The organism is Reyranella sp. (assembly GCF_017305915.1).
Lineage (GTDB): Bacteria > Pseudomonadota > Alphaproteobacteria > Reyranellales > Reyranellaceae > Reyranella.
On sequence record NZ_JAFKJN010000017.1, the window covers coordinates 119,068 to 137,005 of the forward strand.

A 17,938-nucleotide genomic window follows, 5' to 3' on the forward strand; every position below is an offset into this window, starting at 1 on the left:
TGGGACACCTCCATCCGAGGTGTTCCGACAACGCCCGCCGGCGGCCGCGGTTCCGTGCGGCCTATGCGCTCTCCGCCGACAATATCTCGCCGAACAACTGCCAGCTCTGGTCCTTGAAGCGCTGCAGTTGCACCGCCTGGATCGGGTAGTAGTCGGTCGGGCTGGTCGAGATAGTGATGCCCGGCAGCAGCATGGGCACGCGGAACTTCTGGAAGCTCGCCGCCTGCTTCATGACGTTGGCGCGGGTGAGGTCGTCGCCGCAACGGCGCAGCGTCTCGGCCATCAGGGTCGACACCGTGTAGCCACTGACATTGCCGAGATCGGCGAGATGCGCCGTCGGATGGTACTTGGCCATCCAGGCCCTGAAGTCGGCCATGTCGGGATGGTTGGCCCAGGTTGGATCTGTCGGGTCCATGACATAGGCCGCGGTGATCACGCCCTGGACGTTGTCGAAGCCGGCCGGCTTCAGCACCGTGCCGACGCTCGCCGCCACGTTGTTGAGGTACTGCACTGGCTTCCAGCCGAGGTCGGCGACCTTGCGCATCGCCTGGGCGGCGAACTTCGGCGTCGCGATGTTGAAGAATACGTTGGCGTCTGCCGCCTTGAGCTGGATGATCTGCGAATCGACCGTCGGCTCGGTGATCTCGTAGGTGACGTGCTTGACCACCCTGTTGGCATCCTTGCCGAGGCCTTCCTTGAAGCCCTCCCAGTAGTCCTTGCCGTAGTCGTCGTTCTGCATCAGCACGCCGATCCGGGCGTCCTTGACATTGGCCAGGATGTGCTTGGCGTAGATCACGGCCTCGGTGTGGTAGTCGGGCTGATAGCCCATGCTCCACGGGAAGTGCTTGGGATCGCCCCACTTCGAGGCGCCGGTCGCGAGGTAGAGATGCGGCACCTTGCGCTGGTTCATGTACTTGTGGATCGCGGTGTTGCAGGCAGTGCCCAGCGTGTTGTGGGTGCACAGCACCCGCTCCTGCTCGACCAGCTGGCGGACCAGCTCGACCGTCTTGGGCGGGCTGTAGCCGTCGTCGAGCGAGATGAACTTGATCTTGCGGCCGTTGATACCGCCCTTGTCGTTGATCATGTCCCAGAAAGCGACGATCGCCTTGCCGTTGACGCCGTAAGCCGAGGCCGGCCCACTGTACGGGCAGGTGTGGCCGATCTTGATCTCGCTGTCGCTCGCGCCGTCGTCGTATTTCTTCTGCGCGCGCGCAAGGTAGGGAGCGGAAAGCATGGCGGCCGATACGCCGCCCAGGAAAGCACGCCTGTTCGACTTCATCATTTCCTCCAAGGCACCGGAACTCTGTGGTCCCTGTCCCGAAGGCTACACCCCGATTCAGTCGGTGTGCCAGCGGCGATGAGGGGCCGGTCAGAGTCGCAGGCGTTGGACGTCGGGATCTGAGCTGGTGGTGGCGAGCAAGTGCACGAGCAGCAGGCTCGACATCTGGTTGGCCTCGGGCAGCTTCAGCCTTCCGGCGCGCAGGCCGTCGACGAATTCGAGCCACGGAATCTCGTGCAGATGCAGGTTCTCGCTCTCCTCCGGTGCCGGCTGCGCCACCTTGGTGACGCCGAGCGCCAGGAAGCTGTGCACCTGGTTGTTGAATCGCGACGCCGCCGGATGCAGGACGCCCAGCCCGTGCCAGGTGCCGCCGCCGTAGCCGGTCTCCTCTTGCAGCTCGCGTCGCGCCGCCGCTTCGGGTGCCTCGCGCGGATCGATGTGGCCGGCCGGGATCTCCATCATCGTCCGGGTGACGGCGTGGCGGTACTGCTCGACCAGGATGATGCAGCCGGTGTCGCTGATCGCCACCACGTTCACCCAGTCGGCCGCCTCGATGACATGGTAGGGCGTGAGCGTCGAGCCGCTCGGCAGGCGCACGGTGTCGCTGCGCAGGCGCAGCCAGCGGTCGCTGAAGGAATAGATCGAGTCGAGCAGCCGCCAGGGCTCGATGTGCTTGGCCATTTCAGCAGTCGCCGCGCCGCTTGCCGGAGAGCGCGCTCCTGGCGATCTGCGCCGGGCCGTTCTTGGGTTTGATCTCGACCGAGCCGGTGCCTTCGAACGACGTCGCGGTGAAGCGCACTTCGAGCTTGGCGGCCACGGCGGGCTCGTCGCCGCTGGCCGGGCAGGACATGGTCATGCGCACCACCCCCGCGCCCGCCGGCGCCGCCTCGCTCCTGCAGCCGCGGGCGGTAGCCTCGTCGTCGTTGATCAGCACCAGTCGCTCGAGGCTCGCCTCGCCCTTCTTGAGGCAGATGCTGCGCGGTTCGGACGGCAGTTCCCGGCTGTCGACGGTGACCTTCTCGGTCTTCTCCCACAGGCCGGGCTCGACCGCGGTTTCTGCCCGCGCGGCGGCAGCGAGCACCATCGCCGCAATCAGCAGTGCACCTCTGGATATCGTGCGATGAGAAGACATGCGCTACCGCCCTACAAGCTTTCGGCGCCCGAAAGCAAGTGCTTCACAGTCACTGAACGGTCACGGCAGGAGCAACGAGAAGAACTCAACCCAGAATGCCTCGGCGCAGCAAATCATCGGCTGCACGTCGGCCTGGGCCGCGCGTGAAGGCGGAGACAGACCAGGAGGTCATGTTCTACGGCAACGCCGCGATGCGCATCAAGAACCGCATGGGCTGCGACTGGCTGTGGATCCCGCACTGGCCGACCCTCACGACAAGGTCTGCGGCCAGGTGATCAAGATCGCGCGCTGATCCTCACTGAGGACTCGGGCGCACGACGTCGCGCATCAGGGCGGGATTGGCCACGATCGCGCGCTCCGGCAGCTGACGGCCGGTGACGACGGGGCGGGCCGCTGCCGCGCCGGGCGCCAACAGCACCGCGGACGGATTGGCGGCCTCGGTCACGCTGCCGCGCTGCGCATCCATCTGCAATGTCGTCTCCCGCCCCTGCACACCGCCCTGGACGATGATGTGCGGCCCCTCGCGGCGCAGGACGCGCGGGTTCTCGACGCCTGCCAGGCGCAGCCGTTGCACGGCCACCTCGTCGGAGATGGCGCCAATGCGATTGTGGATGTCGGGCGGGCGCGGCTGGGCTTGAGCGGCGCCCGAGGCCAACAGACCGATCAGGATGAAGCAGCATCTCAGCATCGCGTTCTCCTGTTTGCGAAAAGGTAGGAGCCGGGTCATGGGATGGCAAGCCTCGCCGCCGCCTGCCCGTTGTCGTTGTGGGCGTTCGTGCGGCTCGCGGGCGGCACGCAGACATGGTCGTTCAGGAACGCCTCGCGCCAGACGAAGCCCTGCCGGCACGTATCCGGCCCGAACGGTCCGCCGCCGGGCTGGCGGCGGGCGCCCGCCTGCGCGTTCTCGTCGTGCGTCTGCTGGCGGATGGCGGGCGTGACGCAGACCCAGTCGAAATCGTCGGCCTCCCGCCACACGAAGCCCTGCTTGCAGGTGTTGGGGCCATAGGACACGCGCGCCGCGTTGCCTCGCTGCCCGGCGGCGGCATTGCTGGCCTGCGCGCGGGTGCGGCTGGCGGGCGGCACACAGACGTGGTCGCCGGCAAACGCCTCGCGCCAGACGAAGCCCTGCCGGCAGGTATCCGGCCCGAACGGTCCGCCGCCCGGCTGGCGGCGGGCGTCCGCCTGCGCATTCTCGTTGCGGGTATCGGTGCGCTCGGCGCCGGGGACGCAGACGTGATCGCTCGGCCGGGCCTCCCGCCACACGAAGCCCTGCAGGCAGCGGTCTGACATCGCCGAGCGCACGCGGACGGTCGCCTGATTTCCCGACATGCCCAGCACCGTGATGGTGACGCCGTTGGCGTTCAATGTTTGCGCCGGCGCCTTATCGGCGCGCGACAGATCGCGCTGCAGCCACGCGATCTGCGAGCCCGTGGGACTGCCCGAGCCGTCGCGGTTGCGCTTCACTTCGTGGATCAGGACGGTGTCCGCCGGAATGCCGGCGCTCCAGTGATCACGACGGCGAAACTCGATCGTGTAGTAGCGGAACAGGTCGCCGGGATCGTAGGGCACGCGCACCAGCAAGGCTCCGGCCGCTTCCGGATGGTTGCTCGCGGCGATCGTGTAGGTCGCCTCGGCCGCACCCGACGCGCCATGAACGACGATGCGGGAACGCGGCAGCCAGCCCAGGCGATCGAGATGGGGCATGATGAGGCTCGCAGGGGCATCGCCGAACGGCGTCGAGGCTCGGAAACTGTTCGCCCAGGACATCGCATCCCAGGGATCGTCGTATTCCCCGACCGCCGCCCAGTCGGCGTTGCGATAATTGGGATCGTTGGAAAAGCTGTGATCCAGGCCGATGCCGTGCCCGCCCTCATGCGCCACGGCGCCGACGTCGAAATCGAAGGGCAGGAAAGCGCCCCCGGTCCAGCCGAACAGGTCGACGGAGGGGAACGTCACGACGTAGCGGATCACGCCATCCGGCACCGTGAAGGCACCCGACGGCGCGGTGCGCGCGGCGTCGAGACAGGCATTCACCTTGTCCCAGCGCCCGAGCGCCTGATACTGCGCGGTGGTGCGGCTCATGGCGTACCAGCCGTGGATCTGCGATCCGCCGTTGTCGAAGTTGCCGTACGAGATGTCGTGCCACCAATCGGCCAGGCCGCCGGTCCCCGCATTGAACAGCAGGTTGCGGTAGTGATTGACGTCGCGCGGCGGCGTTCCGGCATCGGAGGTCCGGCACAAGACGACGTGGATCGGCGTCGAGCCGCGGAATGGCCGCGCCGTCGCCTCGGTCGCGAGCCACGACGAGGCGACGATCAGCAACGCCATCGCGAACCATCGCATCATCGCAACCTCCTTCTGACGCCGTGCATGATGAACGCGCTCTATGCGAGATATCGCGACAGTGTCTCAACCGTACAGATCGATGCAACTCCACCGAAAGCCGGATTTCATGGCCGAGAAATAAGCCCTCCCCGGCAAACAGGGAAATCGATCTCAAGCCACCGCAATCAAACGACGAATGCGCTGCGGCATGAACCGGCGTGGTGTCCGAACAGGGAATTGCGTCTTCGGAATAACAGGGAAATTTCCGCGCCGAACAACAGTCACGCGATGAACGATACAGCTGACGGGATTCTTGTAACGTCAACTTCGCAGCGAGAGATTCCATCTCGCTGTACCGCCGGTTGAGTGCTAGCGTGCCTTGGCCATCGTCGAGTTTCATGAATGCGCGGATGGCATCTTCCGCGCTCCTAAGTCTGATGAACTAGGAGACACATCATGGACGAGTCAAAGCACGAACTGGCTTCGGCACTGCGGTTCCGCCCCTGGCCAATCTGGGATCCCGTTCCCTGGCTGATCGATATCCTCGACAAGCGGCAGCTGGTCGAGATCGGGCGCATCCAGCTCGAACTGCATCAAGAAAGCCTCAAGGCCCAGATCAAGGCTGCCGAAGCCATGCATAAGGTGCTCGGGCGCTAACCCAAAGCGATCGGCGGCGACACAGGAGGCGTTCATGGCGCCATTGATGGATGGCCTCGCTCCCAACCGCGAGGCCTCGAGGGGCGTTGTCGTTCTGATCGGCTTTCAGAAGATCGGCAACCTCGGCATCGGCTACCTGTCCGCCGTTCTCCGGCGGGCGGGCTTCGACGTACGTGTCGTCGACATCGAGGGCTCACCTGCGGACATCGTCGACCGGGTGATCGCCGGGCGACCGGTGCTGGTCGGCTTCTCGTTGATCTTCCAATACTACATCCGGCGCTACGGCGATCTGATGATGAGGCTCCGGGCGGCGGGAGTGGATTGTCACTTCACCATGGGTGGCCACTATCCGAGCCTGAACCCGCAACAGACGCTCGAGGCGGTCCCCGAGCTCGACAGCGTCGTACAGTTCGAAGGCGAGACGACGCTGCTGGAGCTGGTCGAGGCCCTGCTCACCGGCGAGAATTGGCGGACCCTCAACGGGGTCATCCATCTCGAAGACGGCCGATGCGTCGTGAACAAGGCGCGCCGTCTGACGGAAGACCTGGACACCCTGCCATTTCCCGACCGCGACTTCGCGCCGACCGAGATCCTCGGCCGCCGCGGCATGCCCCTGCTGGCAAGTCGCGGCTGCGCGCGGACGTGCTCGTTCTGCTCCATCCACACCTTCTATCGCACGGCGCCCGGCAAGGTCGTGCGGCTGCGAAAGACGACCGAAGTCATCAGGGAGATGCGTCAGCTGAACGAGGAGCGAGGCATCGCGATCTTCCTCTTCCAGGATGACGACTTTCCCCTCTTTGGGCCGAAGTGGCGCCGCTGGGCCAACGACCTGGTGGACGAGCTGCATGCCAGCGGGCTCTCGCGAAAAGTGATCTGGAAGATCAATTGCAGAGCCGACGCCGTCGAGCCGGAGCTGCTGGGACGCATGCGCGATGCCGGCCTCTATATGGTCTACATGGGATTGGAATCCGGGGACGAGCAAGGCCTCATCACGCTCAACAAGGAGATCACCGTCGCCCAGAATCTTGCGGCGGTGCGGATGCTCAAGTCGATCGGCATTCGCTTCGAGTATGGCTTCATGCTCCTCGACCCTTCGAGCACGTTCGATTCGGTGCGGGCGAACGTTCGCTTCCTGCGGGAGATCGTCGGAGACGGCTGTGCCGCGGCAACGTTCTGCAAGATGCTTCCTTACGATGGGACGCCGATCAAGGAAGCGCTGGCGGCGAGCGGCCGCCTCAAAGGCGATGTCTGTGCCCCCGACTACGATTTCCTGGACCCTCGGCTGGACGACTTCTACGCCGAGTTGGCCCGGGTCGTCGATGTCACCGGCTGGGTGCACGGACCGCGGGCGTTGACGCTGCAATTGGGCTGGGCGCATACTGAGCTGGCGGTCATCCGCAGCCTGTTTCCACGGCTGCGCGGCACCGACGACTACGAGCAGGAACTGCGGCGGCTCACGGCGCAAAGCAACGCAAGGCTGTTGGAGGTCGTCGAGACCTTGGCTGGCGTCCACGAAACCGGACGCGGCACGTCGCCCGACCCGGAAGCGTTGCGGGGCTATTGCTCCGAGATCCTCGCCCGCGTTCTGGCGGAACGAAACGACTTCGTTGGCGGAAACGAAGCGATTCTCCTGGAAGCCCTCGAGGTCGCCGCGTGAGCGGAATGGCGTCCCCTACGGGATTCGAACCCGTGTCGCCGCCGTGAAAGGGCGGTGTCCTAGGCCTCTAGACGAAGGGGACGAAGCCGAGAGCGGGTGGATGTAACGGGGACGGCGCCTGAAATCAAGGCAGCCTCAGGACAGCACGGAGCCGGCGGCCGAGGCGGCGTCATCGATCTGCAGCCGAACCGACTCGCGGCCGTTGTAACGGTCAAGCCGCAGGGCGCCTGCGACATGCAAAATGGGCCTGGCGCTATCCAGCAGGGCGCGGCCGAGCTCGCTCTGGTTGGCGCGGAAGGCGATGGCCTCGATGCGTCCGCGCTGCTGGCCGACCAGCGTGCAGCGCACATGCCCCTCGCCGACCGGCTGGGCGTAGTCGACGCGCACGCCAGTCAAGGCGAATCGCGGCAGGGCGTTGCCGGCGCCGAACGGGCCGGCGCGCTCGATCATGGCGACCAGGTCCTGGGTCGCGGCGCTGGGTGCCAGGGCGGCGTCGATGCCGAGCTCGCGGACGGCCGGCGCGGCACCGAGCTGGGGCGCGAGGCGGTCGTCGAGGAACCGGGTGAGGTGCGGCAGCTGCTCGCGGGCAACCGTCAGGCCGGCGGCCATGGCGTGACCGCCGCCGTTGATCAGCAGGCCGGACTGGCGGGCGGCCAGGACGGCAGCGCCGAGATCGACGCCGCGCACGGAGCGGCCGGAGCCCTTTCCCACCTCGCCGTCCATGCCGATCACGAAGGCCGGGCGTCCGTAGCGCTCGACCAGGCGGCTGGCGACGATGCCGATCACGCCGATGTGCCAGCCCTCGCTTTCGACGACCAGCGCGGCCGGCAGGCCCTTGCGGTCGGGGCCGTAGAGGCCCTCGATGCGGGCGATCGCCTGGTCGAGGACTTCGCGCTCGATGGCGCGGCGCTCGGCATTGAACTCGTCGAGGCGGATCGCGAGGGCACTGACCTCGTGCGGGTCGTCGCTGGACAACAGCCGAGCGCCGAGGTCGGCCTGGCCGACGCGGCCGCCGGCATTGACCCGAGGCCCGAGCATGAAGCCCAGATGGTAGGCGCCCGGCGGCTCGCGCAGGCGGGCGATGTCGGCCAGCGCGGCGAGGCCGGGATTGCCGCGCTGTTGCATGACCAGGAGGCCCTGCCGCACCAGGGCGCGGTTGACCCCGGTGAGCGGCACGACGTCGGCGACCGTGCCGAGCGCCACGAGGTCGAGCCATTGCCGCAGGTCGGGCTCAGGACGCTGGTCGTTGTACCAGCCGGCCGCGCGCAGGGCGCGGTTGACGCCGACGCACAGCAGGAAGGCGACGCCGACGGCGGCAAGCTGCTTGTGCGGGCTCGGCTCGTCGATGCGGTTGGGATCGACGACGGCGAGCGCCTGCGGCAGCGACAGCTCGGCCTGGTGATGGTCGATGACGATGACGTCGAGGCCGGCCTTGCTCGCCTCGGACAGGGGCTCGTAGGCGGTGACGCCGCAATCGACCGTGACGACGACCGCGGCCCCCTCTTCCTTCAGCTTGAGCAGCGCCGGCGCGTTGGGGCCGTAGCCTTCCTTGCGACGGTCCGGGATATAGACGCCGACAGTGCCGCCGATGGCGCGGAAGAAGCGCTGCAGCAGCGCCGACGAGGTCGCGCCGTCGACGTCGTAGTCGCCGAACACCACGATGCGCTCGCCCTGCTGCAGGGCGCGCACCAGCCGCGCGACGGCGACGTCCATGTCCTTGAGATGCGACGGGTCGGGCAGGAACTTGCGCAAGGTCGGCTCGAGGAAATCGGGTACCCCCTCGAGATCGACCTCGCGCGCCGCCAGCAGCCGGCAGATCGCGTCGGGCAGGCCGTGGCGCTGCGCCATGGCGAGCGCGATCCGCTCGTCGCTCAGCCGCTCGGCCCAGCGCCGGCCGGTCAGCGAGCGTTCGATCCCGAGGAAGGCCGCGCGCTGGTGGCGCGTTTCGGAAGACATGCCGCTTCTATAGCCCAAACGCCTGGGGACGGTTTGGCTAGAGCGATTTCCGAGCAGATGGAACCGCGAGCGGTTCCATCTGCTCGAAAATGCGCGCACGGGTGATACTGATTACACAGGGCATATTCCGTCCAGCTGGTTACAGCTGGACGGAATATGCCCTACCAGCGCCATTCGAACGGCCAGATGCGCACCACCGCGACGTTCAGCCGATGGGCGCTGGCGCCGCCGATCTGCAGGGTCAGCGGCTCGCCCCGGATATCGACCTCGAAGCTGCGACGCACGCCGCGGCATTCTTTCGGCCGGGTCGCGGCCTGGATCGTCAGCCGCTTGTTGTCCTGGATAGCCTCCACCCAGGCGTCCTCCGAAAACGCGATCTGGTAGCGCCCCGTCGGCACGTTCTCGATGGTCATCACGCCGCCCCACGAGCCGTCGCTGCCGCGTTCCGGCGTGGTCGGATAGATCACGTCGGCGACGGGCCGCAGCTCCATCGCGAACACGCCTTCCTTGGGCAGCGACTGGCCGCTCTGCACCGTCGGCAGCGGCTCGTCGAACAGGTCGATGGTGCGGCCGACCGACCAGGAGAAATTGCGGCAGTTGGGTTCCTGCGCCGCGGCTCCGGCCGCAGCGAGGATGAAAGGGAGACCGGCGATCAGCCCGGCTAACCGCATGTCCCCATCATGATCAGGCCCAGCTCGGCAGGCCAGTCTTTATCGAGAAATTGTGATGGGCGGAAATCCACCGCACCGTCCCGGTCTTGGAGCGCATGACGATGGAATGGGTCTCCGCGCCGTTGCCGAAGCGGCGCACGCCCTTCAGCATCGAGCCCGAGGTCACGCCGGTCGCGGCAAACATCACGTCGCCCTTGGCCATGTCGAGCATCGAATACTTGCGGTTGAGGTCGGTGATGCCCCACTTCTTGGCGCGCCCCCGCTCGTCGTCGTTGCGGAACAGCAGCCGGCCCTGCATCTGGCCGCCGATCGCGCGCAGTGCCGCCGCCGCCAGCACGCCTTCCGGGGCGCCGCCCGAGCCCATGTAGATGTCGATGCCCGAATCGCCGGTCGAGGTGGCGATCACGCCCGACACGTCGCCGTCGCCGATCAGCATGATGCGGGCGCCGGCCTCGCGCACCCTGGCGATCAGCTCGGAATGGCGCGGCCGGTCGAGGATGCAGACCACGAGATCCGACACCTCGACCTTCTTGGCCTTGGCGAGGTCCCTGAGGTTGTCGGCCGGCGACTTGTCGAGATCGACCACGCCGTCGGGCAGGCCGCCGCCGACCGCGATCTTGTCCATATAGACGTCGGGCGCGTTGAGGAAGTTTCCGTCCTCGGCCATCGCCAGCACGGCGAGGCCGTTGGGCAGGCCCTTGGCGGTGATGGTCGTGCCCTCGAGCGGATCGAGCGCGATGTCGATCTTCGGCCCGCCGGAGCCCACCTTCTCGCCGATATAGAGCATCGGCGCCTCGTCGCGCTCGCCTTCGCCGATCACCACGGTGCCGTCGATGCTGAGCGTGTTGAGCGCGCTGCGCATGGCGTCGACCGCGGCCTGGTCGGCCTTCTTCTCGTCGCCGCGGCCCATCAGCTTGGACGCCGCGAGCGCCGCGGCCTCGGTCACGCGCACCGCTTCCAGCGCCAGATTGCGGTCCATCTTGCCAACGTCGGCCATCGTCTCCTCCTGTGGGCGCGTCTTCGCGCCCATCTCCTTCTAGAATGATTCGATGCGGATCAGGCAGGGCTCCTCGGCCACCGCCTTGAGCTTCGCAATGCGCGACAGGGCACGCTGCATGCGCGCCTCCTCGGTCTCGTGCGTGGTCAGCACCACTGGCACCTCGCCCGCGGGCGACCGTCCGCGTTGTAGCATCGACTCGAGCGAAATGCGCTCCTCGGCCAGCGCCTTGGACACCGCGGCGATGACGCCCGGCCGGTCCTGCACCATCAGGCGGATGTAGTAGGCGCCGACATGGCGGGCCATCGGCGCCGCCTTCTTGTCGGCGAGCTTGTCGGCCGGCACGACGAAGGCCGGCATGTGCCGCCCGCGCGCCACGTCGATGATGTCGGCAACGACGGCCGAGGCGGTCGGCCCCTGCCCCGCGCCGCGGCCCTGGAACATGGTCTTGCCGACGAAGTCGCCTTCGATCGCCACCGCGTTGAACACGCCTTCGATGTGGGCGATCGGCGCCTCGAGCGGCACCAGGCAGGGATGCACCCGCTGCTCGATCCCGTACGGGGTTTCGCGGGCCAGGCCCAGCAGCTTGATGCGGAAGTTCAGTTCCTCGGCAAAGCCGATATCCATCGAGGTGACGCGACGGATGCCTTCGACATGGACGCCCGGGAAATTGACCCTGGCGCCGAACGCCGCGCCGGTCAGCACCGCGAGCTTGTGCGCTGCGTCGATGCCGTCGACGTCGAACGACGGATCGGCCTCGGCGTAGCCCGCCGCCTGCGCCTCGGCCAGCACGACGTCGAAGTCGCGGCCGGTTTCGCGCATGGTCGTCAGGATGTAGTTGCAGGTGCCGTTGAGGATGCCGTAGAGGCGCGCCACCCGGTTGCCGACCAAACCCTCGCGCAGCGCCTTGATGATCGGGATGCCGCCCGCCACCGCCGCCTCGAAGGCGAGGATGGCGCCGCGCTTCTCGGCGAGCGCCGCCAGCTCGACGCCGTGCATGGCGAGCAGCGCCTTGTTGGCCGTCACGACATGCTTGCCGGCGCGCAGCGCCCGCTCGGCGAGGCGCTTGGCGACGCCGCTCGAGCCGCCGATCAGCTCGACGACGACGTCGACGTCCGGCGCGCTCGCCAGCGCCAGCGGGTCCTTTTCCCAGCGCACGCCATCGAGGTCGATGTCGCGCTTCTTGGCCTTGGTGCGTGCGCTCACGGCCACCAGCTTGAGGCGCCGGCCGCCGCGCAGCGACAGCAGGCGATCGTGCTCGGCGAGCAGCTTCACGACGCCCGCGCCTACGGTGCCGAGGCCGGCGATGCCGATCTTCAAAGGTCCGTTCATGATCGTCAGTTCAGGCGCGCGCCTTGAGCGGCGTGATGTTGTCGCCGACGCCGCGCAGGTAGAGATCGATCGCCCGCGACGGATCGGCCATCACCTGGCGGACGTTGCGAATCGCCTGCCGGATGCGGTGCTTGTTCTCGACCAGGGCGATGCGGACATGGCCGTCGCCATGCTCGCCGAAGCCGAGGCCCGGCGATACCGCGACATTGGCCTGCGTCAGCATCAGCTTGGAGAAGGCAAGCGAGCCCAGCTCCTCGAAGGCCTTGGGAATCGGTGCCCAGGCGAACATCGAGGCTGCCGGCGCCGGCAGGTCCCAGCCCGCTGCGCTCAGGCCCTCGATCAGCACGTCGCGCCGCTCCTTGTAGGTGTTGCGCGCCTCGACGATGCAGTCCTGCGGACCGTTCAGCGCCGCCGTCGCCGCCACCTGGATCGGCGTGAAGGCGCCGTAGTCGAGGTACGACTTGATGCGGGTCAGCGCGGTGATCAGCGTCTTGTTGCCGGCCGCGAAGCCGATGCGCCAGCCGGCCATCGAGTAGGTCTTGCTCATCGAGGTGAACTCGACGGCGATGTCGCGCGCGCCCGGCACCTGCAGGACGGACGGCGGCGGGTTGCCGTCGAAGTAGATCTCGGCATAGGCGAGATCGCTCAGCACCCAGATGCTGTGGCGTTTGCAGAAGTCGACGACCGCGCCATAGAAATCGAGGTCGACGACCTGCGCTGTCGGGTTCGACGGATAGTTCAGCACCAGCGCGATCGGCTTCGGCACGGTGTGGCGCACCGCCCGATCGAGCGCGGCCAGGAACTCCTCCGTCGAATGCGCGCCCGGCACCGGGATGTGGCGCACCGAGCCGCCGGCGATGATGAAGCCGTAGGGATGGATCGGATAGCTGGGATTGGGCACCAGCACGATGTCGCCCGGCGAGGTGATCGCCTGGGCAAGGTTGGCCAGCCCCTCCTTCGATCCCAGTGTGACGATGATCTCGCTCTCGGGATCGAGGTCGACGTTGAAGCGGCGCGCGTAGTACGCGGCCTGGGCCTTGCGCAAGCCCGGGATGCCGCGCGAGGCCGAGTAGCCGTGGGCGCGCGGATTGCCGGCGGCCTCGGCGAGCTTGGCGACGATGTGCTGCGCGGTCGGCAGGTCGGGATTGCCCATGCCGAGATCGATCACGTCCTGGCCGGCGGCGCGGCCGCGGGCCTTCATCGCGTTCACTTCCGCGAAGACGTAGGGCGGCAGGCGCTTCAGCCGATGGAATTCCGAATCGTCCATGGTCTTATTGCTTCGGGTCGGAGGGAGCGGGCGGATTGCCCGGTGCCGGCGTCAGAGGCGCGGTGCTCACTGGGGCGGCAGGCGTTGCCGGCGTGGCCGGCGTCGCGTCGGCCGCCGGGGCCGGCGCGCCGTCCCCTGGCGTTGCAGGTTTCTTGTCGCCGCCTTCCTGGGTCTTGCGCAGCGCGGCCTCGCGCTCGCGGCGGGCGCGGTCTTCGCGGGACTTGGCCTCGCGCTCGGAGGCTTCCTTGTCGATCGCTTCCTTCTGGGCTTTCTGCCCGCCCTTGCCCTGCACGACCGAGCCGAGCTTGGGCGCGGTGCGCGTCTCGTCGAGCGGCACCACCGAGGCGTCGTAGCCGGCACCGCGGGCCGCCGGCAGTGAATTGGTCACATTCACCCCGCGTTCGGCCCCGGGCCGAACCTTCTCGCTATTGGACGAGCTGCTGCTCAGCCCCAGCCACTCGCACCCACCGAGCAGGACGAGGAGTACGCCCACCCCGATCAACCTATGCATCGTCACCCATCGCGCCGTTTGACCCGTCAGGTATTGCAGCCTACCTAGAAGGGTACAAGCTATTGTTATTTTGGACGGTCAAAGTATCGCAAGGAATGGCGCAAAGCCACTGATTTGACAGGGGAAACGCATGACGGAGACGCCCGCCCCAGAGGCCATTCCCAGTCTCTCGGCCGCCGAAGCCGAGAAGATGCAAGCCGCCTTCAAGGACATCGCCGAGCGCAGCCAGAAGCTGCTGGCCGACTTCGCCGAGCGATACAAGGCCGATGGGCCGCAGCCGGTCGATCCCCTCCATCTCACCAATACCTTCATGGACTTCACGGCCAAGATGCTGGCCGATCCCAACAAGCTCCTGCAGGCCCAGATGGCGCTGTGGAACCAGTACGTGAAGCTGTGGGAAGTGACGGCCAAGCGCATGATGGGCCAGTCGGCCGAGCCGATCGCCGAGCCGGCCAAGGGTGACAAGCGCTTCGCCGACCCGGCGTGGCGCGACGAGGTCGTCTTCGACTACCTCAAGCAATCCTACCTGCTGACCGCACGCTGGCTGCAGGGCACGGTCAAGGAAGTCGAGGGCGTCGACGCCAAGACGGCGCAGAAAGTCGAGTTCTATACGCGCCAGTTCGTCGATGCGATGTCGCCCAGCAACTTCGCGATGACCAACCCACAGGTCGTGAAGGCCACGATCGAGAGCAAGGGCGAGAACCTGGTCAAGGGCCTGCAGAACCTGCTGACCGATCTCGAGCGCGGCAAGGGCAACCTGGCGATCCGCCAGACCGACATGAAGGCGTTCAAGGTCGGCGGCAACGTCGCGACCTCGCCGGGCAAGGTCGTCTACCAGAACGAGGTCATGCAGCTCATCCAGTACGCGCCGGCGACCGATCAGGTCTGGCAGATACCGCTGCTGATCGTGCCGCCCTGGATCAACAAGTTCTACATCCTCGATCTCAAGCCGCAAAATTCCTTCATCAAGTGGGCGACCGAGCACGGCTACACCGTGTTCGTGGTCTCCTGGGTCAATCCCGACGAGCATCTCTCCAAGCTGGTGTTCGAGGACTACATGAAGCTGGGCCCGCTCGCCGCGCTCGATGCGATCGAGAAGGCGACCGGCGAGAAGAAGGTCTCGGCGATCGGCTACTGCATCGGCGGCACCCTGATGGCGACCACGCTCGCCTACATGGCGGCGCGCAACGACGACCGGATCGCGGCCTGCACCTTCTTCACCGCCCAGGTCGACTTCACCGAGCCGGGCGAATTGGGCGTGTTCATCGACGAGGACCAGCTCGCCGGCGTCGAGCAGGTGATGAGCAAGAAGGGCTATCTCGAGGGCACCGAGATGGCGACCACCTTCAACATGCTGCGCGCCAACGACCTGATTTGGTCGTTCGTGGTGAACAACTACCTGATGGGCAAGGACCCCTTCCCCTTCGACCTTCTGTTCTGGAACGCCGATGCGACCCGCATGCCGGCGGCGATGCACAGCTATTACCTGCGCAACATGTACCAGAAGAACCTGCTGGCGAAGCCGGGCGGGCTGGTGGTCGACAACGTGCCGATCGACCTCAGGAAGATCGCGATCCCGGTCTACCTGCAGGCCGGCAAGGACGACCACATCGCCCCGGCCAAGTCGGTCTACAAGGCGACCCAGCTCTTCTCCGGCCCGGTGCGCTTCATGCTGGCGGGCTCGGGCCACATCGCGGGCGTCGTCAATCCGCCGTCCGCCAAGAAGTACCAGCACTGGCTCAACGAGACGCCGAAGAACCCGCTCACCCTCGACGAATGGCGCGACGGCGCGACGGAGTATCCCGGCTCGTGGTGGAACGACTGGGACAAATGGCTGTCGGCAAAATCCGGCGACAAGGTTCCGGCGCGCGTGCCCGGCAGCGGCGGCCTGCCCGCGATCGAAGATGCGCCGGGCAGCTACGTGAAGGTACGGTTGATCGATTGATCAGGGCGAACCCGATGGCGTAGAGCACGCGACTGAAAATCGCAGTGTCGGTGGTTCGATCACGCCCCTGGGGAGCATTCCTCTAACACATGCGCGATTGAACTTTGCGGTCACAGCGGCGCGCGTTTTGCAGCCTGCGACCAGGCCACTTTCCATCGCCGGTCGCTCCGTTTTTCAGAGTCTCGTTCCGTTCCTGTCCGCTACCGCCGCGGTCGGATAGTTGAGATGCCCCGCCAGCAGGATCGGTCGCATCAGGAATGCGCCCATGGGGGAGCAGAGGGCTTTGCCGCTCACAGGCCAATCCGACTCGTTTTTCCACGCGCCCGGTCGCCATCCCTAGTCACTTATCGCTCAACGCGCCGCTGAGCGCCCCGAGCGCATTGAGCGCCGGAGCGAAGCCGGACAGCGGCGCCGTCTGGATCACCGCCTCTATCACCTCGGTACGGCTCAGCCCCATGTTGAGTGCCGACTGGCCGAACTTCTGCACCTGGCTCTCGAGCTTCAAGGCGGCAAAGGCGGCCACCGCCACCAGCGCGCGCTGCCGAAGATCGAGCCCGGGCCGGAACCAGATCTCGCCGTAGCCGTATTGGATCGCCAGAGGATAGAGCGCGCCCGTCACCGCGTTACTGGGCGCGGCGTATCCCTGGCTCGCGCGATCGCCATGCAGCTGCTCCATCAGCTTGCGGCCGCGCTCGCTCAAGGTCTCCAGGGAGCCGGTGCGCGCCAACTCCTCCGGCATGGCGACCTGGCGGGTCGCGAACTCGGCGGCAGCGACCTCGACCGCCTCTTCCGAGGCGGCGAAGCCGGCATAGATGCCGATCTGGATCAGCACCTCGACGATGGCGCGCGGCGCCAGCCCAAGCCGAAGCGCCGCGCCGACATGGCGGCGCAGCTTCGGCAGGCGCTGCACGGCGCCGAGTGCCGCTAGCGCGCAGAGCATGCGGTCCTCCAGCGCGAGGCCCGGCCGGCTCCAGATCGCGCCGTAGCTCGCTTCGGCATTGATCGTGCGCATGAAAGCCGGCGCGCCGTCGTCATCGCCGAACAGCCGCTGGCGCAGGGCCTCGCCCTGCTGCCGGAGCGATTCGCGTGTAGTCATGATCGGGCTCCTTGCTGGATGTCGTAGAACGCCGCGCAATTGTCGCCGAGGATCAGGTCCTTCTCGCGCGGCGTCAGGAACGGGCAGTACTTGCGCACGTAGTCGAGCGACTGACGGTAGGTGCAGAAGCGCTCGACGTTGGGCATGTCGGAACCCCACATCAGTCGCTCGGCGCCGAGCTGGTCGTGCAGGCTTTCGACCAGCGCCTGTGCCTCGGGATAGGGATAATCCCAGACGCCGCCATAGCTGATCGGGAACATCACCTCGAGCCTCAGCCGGTCGTGGCGGTAGACCGCCGCGAGGTCCTCGGGGAAGTCGTAGCGACCGTTCTTCGCGAAGAACGCGACCGGCGGGCTCATCGCCAGGTGCAGCTTGAGATCGCGATGGCGCGCCAGGATCCGGCGCAGCGCCGCGATGTGGCCGAGATAGCCCGCCGCGTCGTAGGTCGGCGCCGAGCTCAGCTCGAGGCAGAGCACGATGCCGCGCCGCGCAAGCTTGTCCCAGAACGGCGCCATCTCCGGCGCATCGAGCGGCCAGGGAAAGCCGTGGCGCGCCATCGACTCGACGTTGAAATAGAGGCCGCCGAGCTTCAGCACCTCGAAGGCGTGGTCGACCTTGGCAAGCTCGGCGTCGCTGCCCGCATTGGCCTCGTCGACATGCATCAGCCCGGTCATGCGCGCCGGATACTGCTGCTGAGCGAAGGCGTTCATCTCGGTCATCGCGCCGTAGGCGCCGCCCGCCTGCAGCAGGCAGTGGTCGACGCCGGCATACATCATCTGCGCCAGCATCAGCTCGGGCGGCGCCACCATCTCCTGCATGCCGACCGGCATGTACTGGATGACATGATCCTCGCCCGCGTGCGTGAACTCGAGCTGGCCGAAGCGGCCGACACGGAAGTCGACGTCTGCGAGGCCGCCCCAGCCTGGATCGTCGGCACGATACAGCGCGCGTGTATCGGCGCGCGCCCCATCCCGCGCCCGAAAGGTCGAGGCGACGGTCCGCGTGATCATGCGCTGCAGGTAGCGGTTATGCACATCGCGCGTCGGATGGCCGCAGGCGCCGATCCAGTGGGCGAACACATGGGCATGGCAGTCGACGATCATGCTTCCCGAC

At 67.0% G+C, this 17,938-nt stretch carries 16 protein-coding genes and 1 tRNA gene; 3 read left to right on the plus strand and 14 right to left on the minus strand.

The features are described 5' to 3' along the window. Nucleotides 1-61 precede the first annotated feature (61 nt). The 5 genes from J0J01_RS16785 to J0J01_RS16805 form a co-directional block, all read right to left on the minus strand. Complete coding sequence (locus tag J0J01_RS16785; RefSeq protein ID WP_296382571.1) at nucleotides 62-1,279, minus strand: ABC transporter substrate-binding protein; 1,218 nt, start codon at nucleotides 1,277-1,279, stop codon at nucleotides 62-64. Between the two features lie 90 nt (nucleotides 1,280-1,369). After that, nucleotides 1,370-1,960, minus strand: coding sequence for an NUDIX hydrolase (locus J0J01_RS16790; protein WP_296382573.1), 591 nt, complete (start codon nucleotides 1,958-1,960; stop codon nucleotides 1,370-1,372). A gap of 1 nt (nucleotide 1,961) precedes the next feature. Next, nucleotides 1,962-2,363 (minus strand): DUF3617 family protein, encoded by a 402-nt coding sequence (locus J0J01_RS16795; RefSeq protein ID WP_296382575.1) that lies wholly within the window; start codon nucleotides 2,361-2,363, stop codon nucleotides 1,962-1,964. A gap of 343 nt (nucleotides 2,364-2,706) precedes the next feature. Next, a complete protein-coding gene (locus J0J01_RS16800; RefSeq protein ID WP_296382577.1) occupies nucleotides 2,707-3,138 on the minus strand; it encodes a hypothetical protein in 432 nt (143 codons plus the stop codon). Continuing rightward, nucleotides 3,135-4,739: a hypothetical protein gene (locus J0J01_RS16805; RefSeq protein ID WP_296382579.1), complete on the minus strand. Its 1,605-nt coding sequence runs from the start codon at nucleotides 4,737-4,739 to the stop codon at nucleotides 3,135-3,137. The genes J0J01_RS16800 and J0J01_RS16805 overlap by 4 nt, the downstream gene beginning before the upstream one ends. A gap of 453 nt (nucleotides 4,740-5,192) precedes the next feature. Between J0J01_RS16805 and J0J01_RS16810 the strand changes: the two genes are divergently transcribed. After that, on the plus strand, nucleotides 5,193-5,393 hold the full coding sequence (locus J0J01_RS16810) for a hypothetical protein (RefSeq protein WP_296382580.1): 201 nt from the start codon (nucleotides 5,193-5,195) through the stop codon (nucleotides 5,391-5,393). A gap of 34 nt (nucleotides 5,394-5,427) precedes the next feature. Next, nucleotides 5,428-7,050, plus strand: a complete 1,623-nt coding sequence (locus J0J01_RS16815; protein ID WP_296382582.1) for a radical SAM protein — start codon at nucleotides 5,428-5,430, stop codon at nucleotides 7,048-7,050. Nucleotides 7,051-7,056: 6 nt separating this feature from the next. Here J0J01_RS16815 and J0J01_RS16820 read toward each other — a convergent pair. The 7 genes from J0J01_RS16820 to J0J01_RS16850 all read right to left on the minus strand — a co-directional run bounded on the left by J0J01_RS16820 (nucleotide 7,057) and on the right by J0J01_RS16850 (nucleotide 13,661). After that, nucleotides 7,057-7,132: transfer RNA gene (locus J0J01_RS16820), tRNA-Glu, on the minus strand. 53 nt (nucleotides 7,133-7,185) lie between these two features. Further along, nucleotides 7,186-9,006, minus strand: coding sequence for a single-stranded-DNA-specific exonuclease RecJ (recJ, locus tag J0J01_RS16825; RefSeq protein ID WP_296382584.1), 1,821 nt, complete (start codon nucleotides 9,004-9,006; stop codon nucleotides 7,186-7,188). 161 nt (nucleotides 9,007-9,167) lie between these two features. Continuing rightward, entirely contained in the window at nucleotides 9,168-9,677 is a 510-nt protein-coding gene (locus tag J0J01_RS16830; RefSeq protein ID WP_296382586.1) for a hypothetical protein, read from the minus strand. 13 nt (nucleotides 9,678-9,690) lie between these two features. Further along, a complete protein-coding gene (gene glpX, locus J0J01_RS16835) occupies nucleotides 9,691-10,674 on the minus strand; it encodes a class II fructose-bisphosphatase (protein ID WP_296382589.1) in 984 nt (327 codons plus the stop codon). A gap of 39 nt (nucleotides 10,675-10,713) precedes the next feature. Continuing rightward, the gene (locus J0J01_RS16840) at nucleotides 10,714-12,006 is read right to left on the minus strand and encodes a homoserine dehydrogenase (protein ID WP_296382591.1); all 1,293 of its coding nucleotides are present in this window, start codon (nucleotides 12,004-12,006) and stop codon (nucleotides 10,714-10,716) included. Between the two features lie 10 nt (nucleotides 12,007-12,016). Continuing rightward, on the minus strand, nucleotides 12,017-13,273 hold the full coding sequence (locus J0J01_RS16845) for an LL-diaminopimelate aminotransferase (protein ID WP_296382593.1): 1,257 nt from the start codon (nucleotides 13,271-13,273) through the stop codon (nucleotides 12,017-12,019). A gap of 4 nt (nucleotides 13,274-13,277) precedes the next feature. Then, nucleotides 13,278-13,661, minus strand: coding sequence for a hypothetical protein (locus J0J01_RS16850; protein WP_296382595.1), 384 nt, complete (start codon nucleotides 13,659-13,661; stop codon nucleotides 13,278-13,280). A gap of 253 nt (nucleotides 13,662-13,914) precedes the next feature. On the opposite strand from J0J01_RS16850, the gene phaC reads away from it, so the two are divergent. Next, nucleotides 13,915-15,729, plus strand: coding sequence for a class I poly(R)-hydroxyalkanoic acid synthase (gene phaC, locus J0J01_RS16855; protein WP_296382596.1), 1,815 nt, complete (start codon nucleotides 13,915-13,917; stop codon nucleotides 15,727-15,729). 340 nt (nucleotides 15,730-16,069) lie between these two features. Here phaC and J0J01_RS16860 read toward each other — a convergent pair whose 3' ends face one another. Next, nucleotides 16,070-16,825, minus strand: coding sequence for a carboxymuconolactone decarboxylase family protein (locus J0J01_RS16860; RefSeq protein ID WP_296382598.1), 756 nt, complete (start codon nucleotides 16,823-16,825; stop codon nucleotides 16,070-16,072). After that, a complete protein-coding gene (locus tag J0J01_RS16865; RefSeq protein ID WP_296382600.1) occupies nucleotides 16,822-17,928 on the minus strand; it encodes an amidohydrolase family protein in 1,107 nt (368 codons plus the stop codon). Before J0J01_RS16865 ends, J0J01_RS16860 begins: the two co-directional genes overlap by 4 nt. Nucleotides 17,929-17,938 lie beyond the last annotated feature (10 nt).

Excerpts from the sequence above, each read along its gene's own strand:
- J0J01_RS16785 (WP_296382571.1), bottom strand. The coding sequence starts at position 1,279 with ATGAAGTCGAACAGGCGTGCTTTCCTGGGCGGCGTATCGGCCGCCATG.
- J0J01_RS16790 (WP_296382573.1), bottom strand. The coding sequence starts at position 1,960 with ATGGCCAAGCACATCGAGCCCTGGCGGCTGCTCGACTCGATCTATTCC.
- J0J01_RS16795 (WP_296382575.1), bottom strand. The coding sequence starts at position 2,363 with ATGGTGCTCGCTGCCGCCGCGCGGGCAGAAACCGCGGTCGAGCCCGGC.
- J0J01_RS16800 (WP_296382577.1), bottom strand. The coding sequence starts at position 3,138 with ATGACCCGGCTCCTACCTTTTCGCAAACAGGAGAACGCGATGCTGAGA.
- J0J01_RS16805 (WP_296382579.1), bottom strand. The coding sequence starts at position 4,739 with ATGGCGTTGCTGATCGTCGCCTCGTCGTGGCTCGCGACCGAGGCGACG.
- J0J01_RS16810 (WP_296382580.1), top strand. The coding sequence starts at position 5,193 with ATGGACGAGTCAAAGCACGAACTGGCTTCGGCACTGCGGTTCCGCCCC.
- J0J01_RS16815 (WP_296382582.1), top strand. The coding sequence starts at position 5,428 with ATGGCGCCATTGATGGATGGCCTCGCTCCCAACCGCGAGGCCTCGAGG.
- recJ (WP_296382584.1), bottom strand. The coding sequence starts at position 9,006 with ATGTCTTCCGAAACGCGCCACCAGCGCGCGGCCTTCCTCGGGATCGAA.
- J0J01_RS16830 (WP_296382586.1), bottom strand. The coding sequence starts at position 9,677 with ATGCGGTTAGCCGGGCTGATCGCCGGTCTCCCTTTCATCCTCGCTGCG.
- glpX (WP_296382589.1), bottom strand. The coding sequence starts at position 10,674 with ATGGCCGACGTTGGCAAGATGGACCGCAATCTGGCGCTGGAAGCGGTG.
- J0J01_RS16840 (WP_296382591.1), bottom strand. The coding sequence starts at position 12,006 with ATGAACGGACCTTTGAAGATCGGCATCGCCGGCCTCGGCACCGTAGGC.
- J0J01_RS16845 (WP_296382593.1), bottom strand. The coding sequence starts at position 13,273 with ATGGACGATTCGGAATTCCATCGGCTGAAGCGCCTGCCGCCCTACGTC.
- phaC (WP_296382596.1), top strand. The coding sequence starts at position 13,915 with ATGACGGAGACGCCCGCCCCAGAGGCCATTCCCAGTCTCTCGGCCGCC.
- J0J01_RS16860 (WP_296382598.1), bottom strand. The coding sequence starts at position 16,825 with ATGACTACACGCGAATCGCTCCGGCAGCAGGGCGAGGCCCTGCGCCAG.
- J0J01_RS16865 (WP_296382600.1), bottom strand. The coding sequence starts at position 17,928 with ATGATCGTCGACTGCCATGCCCATGTGTTCGCCCACTGGATCGGCGCC.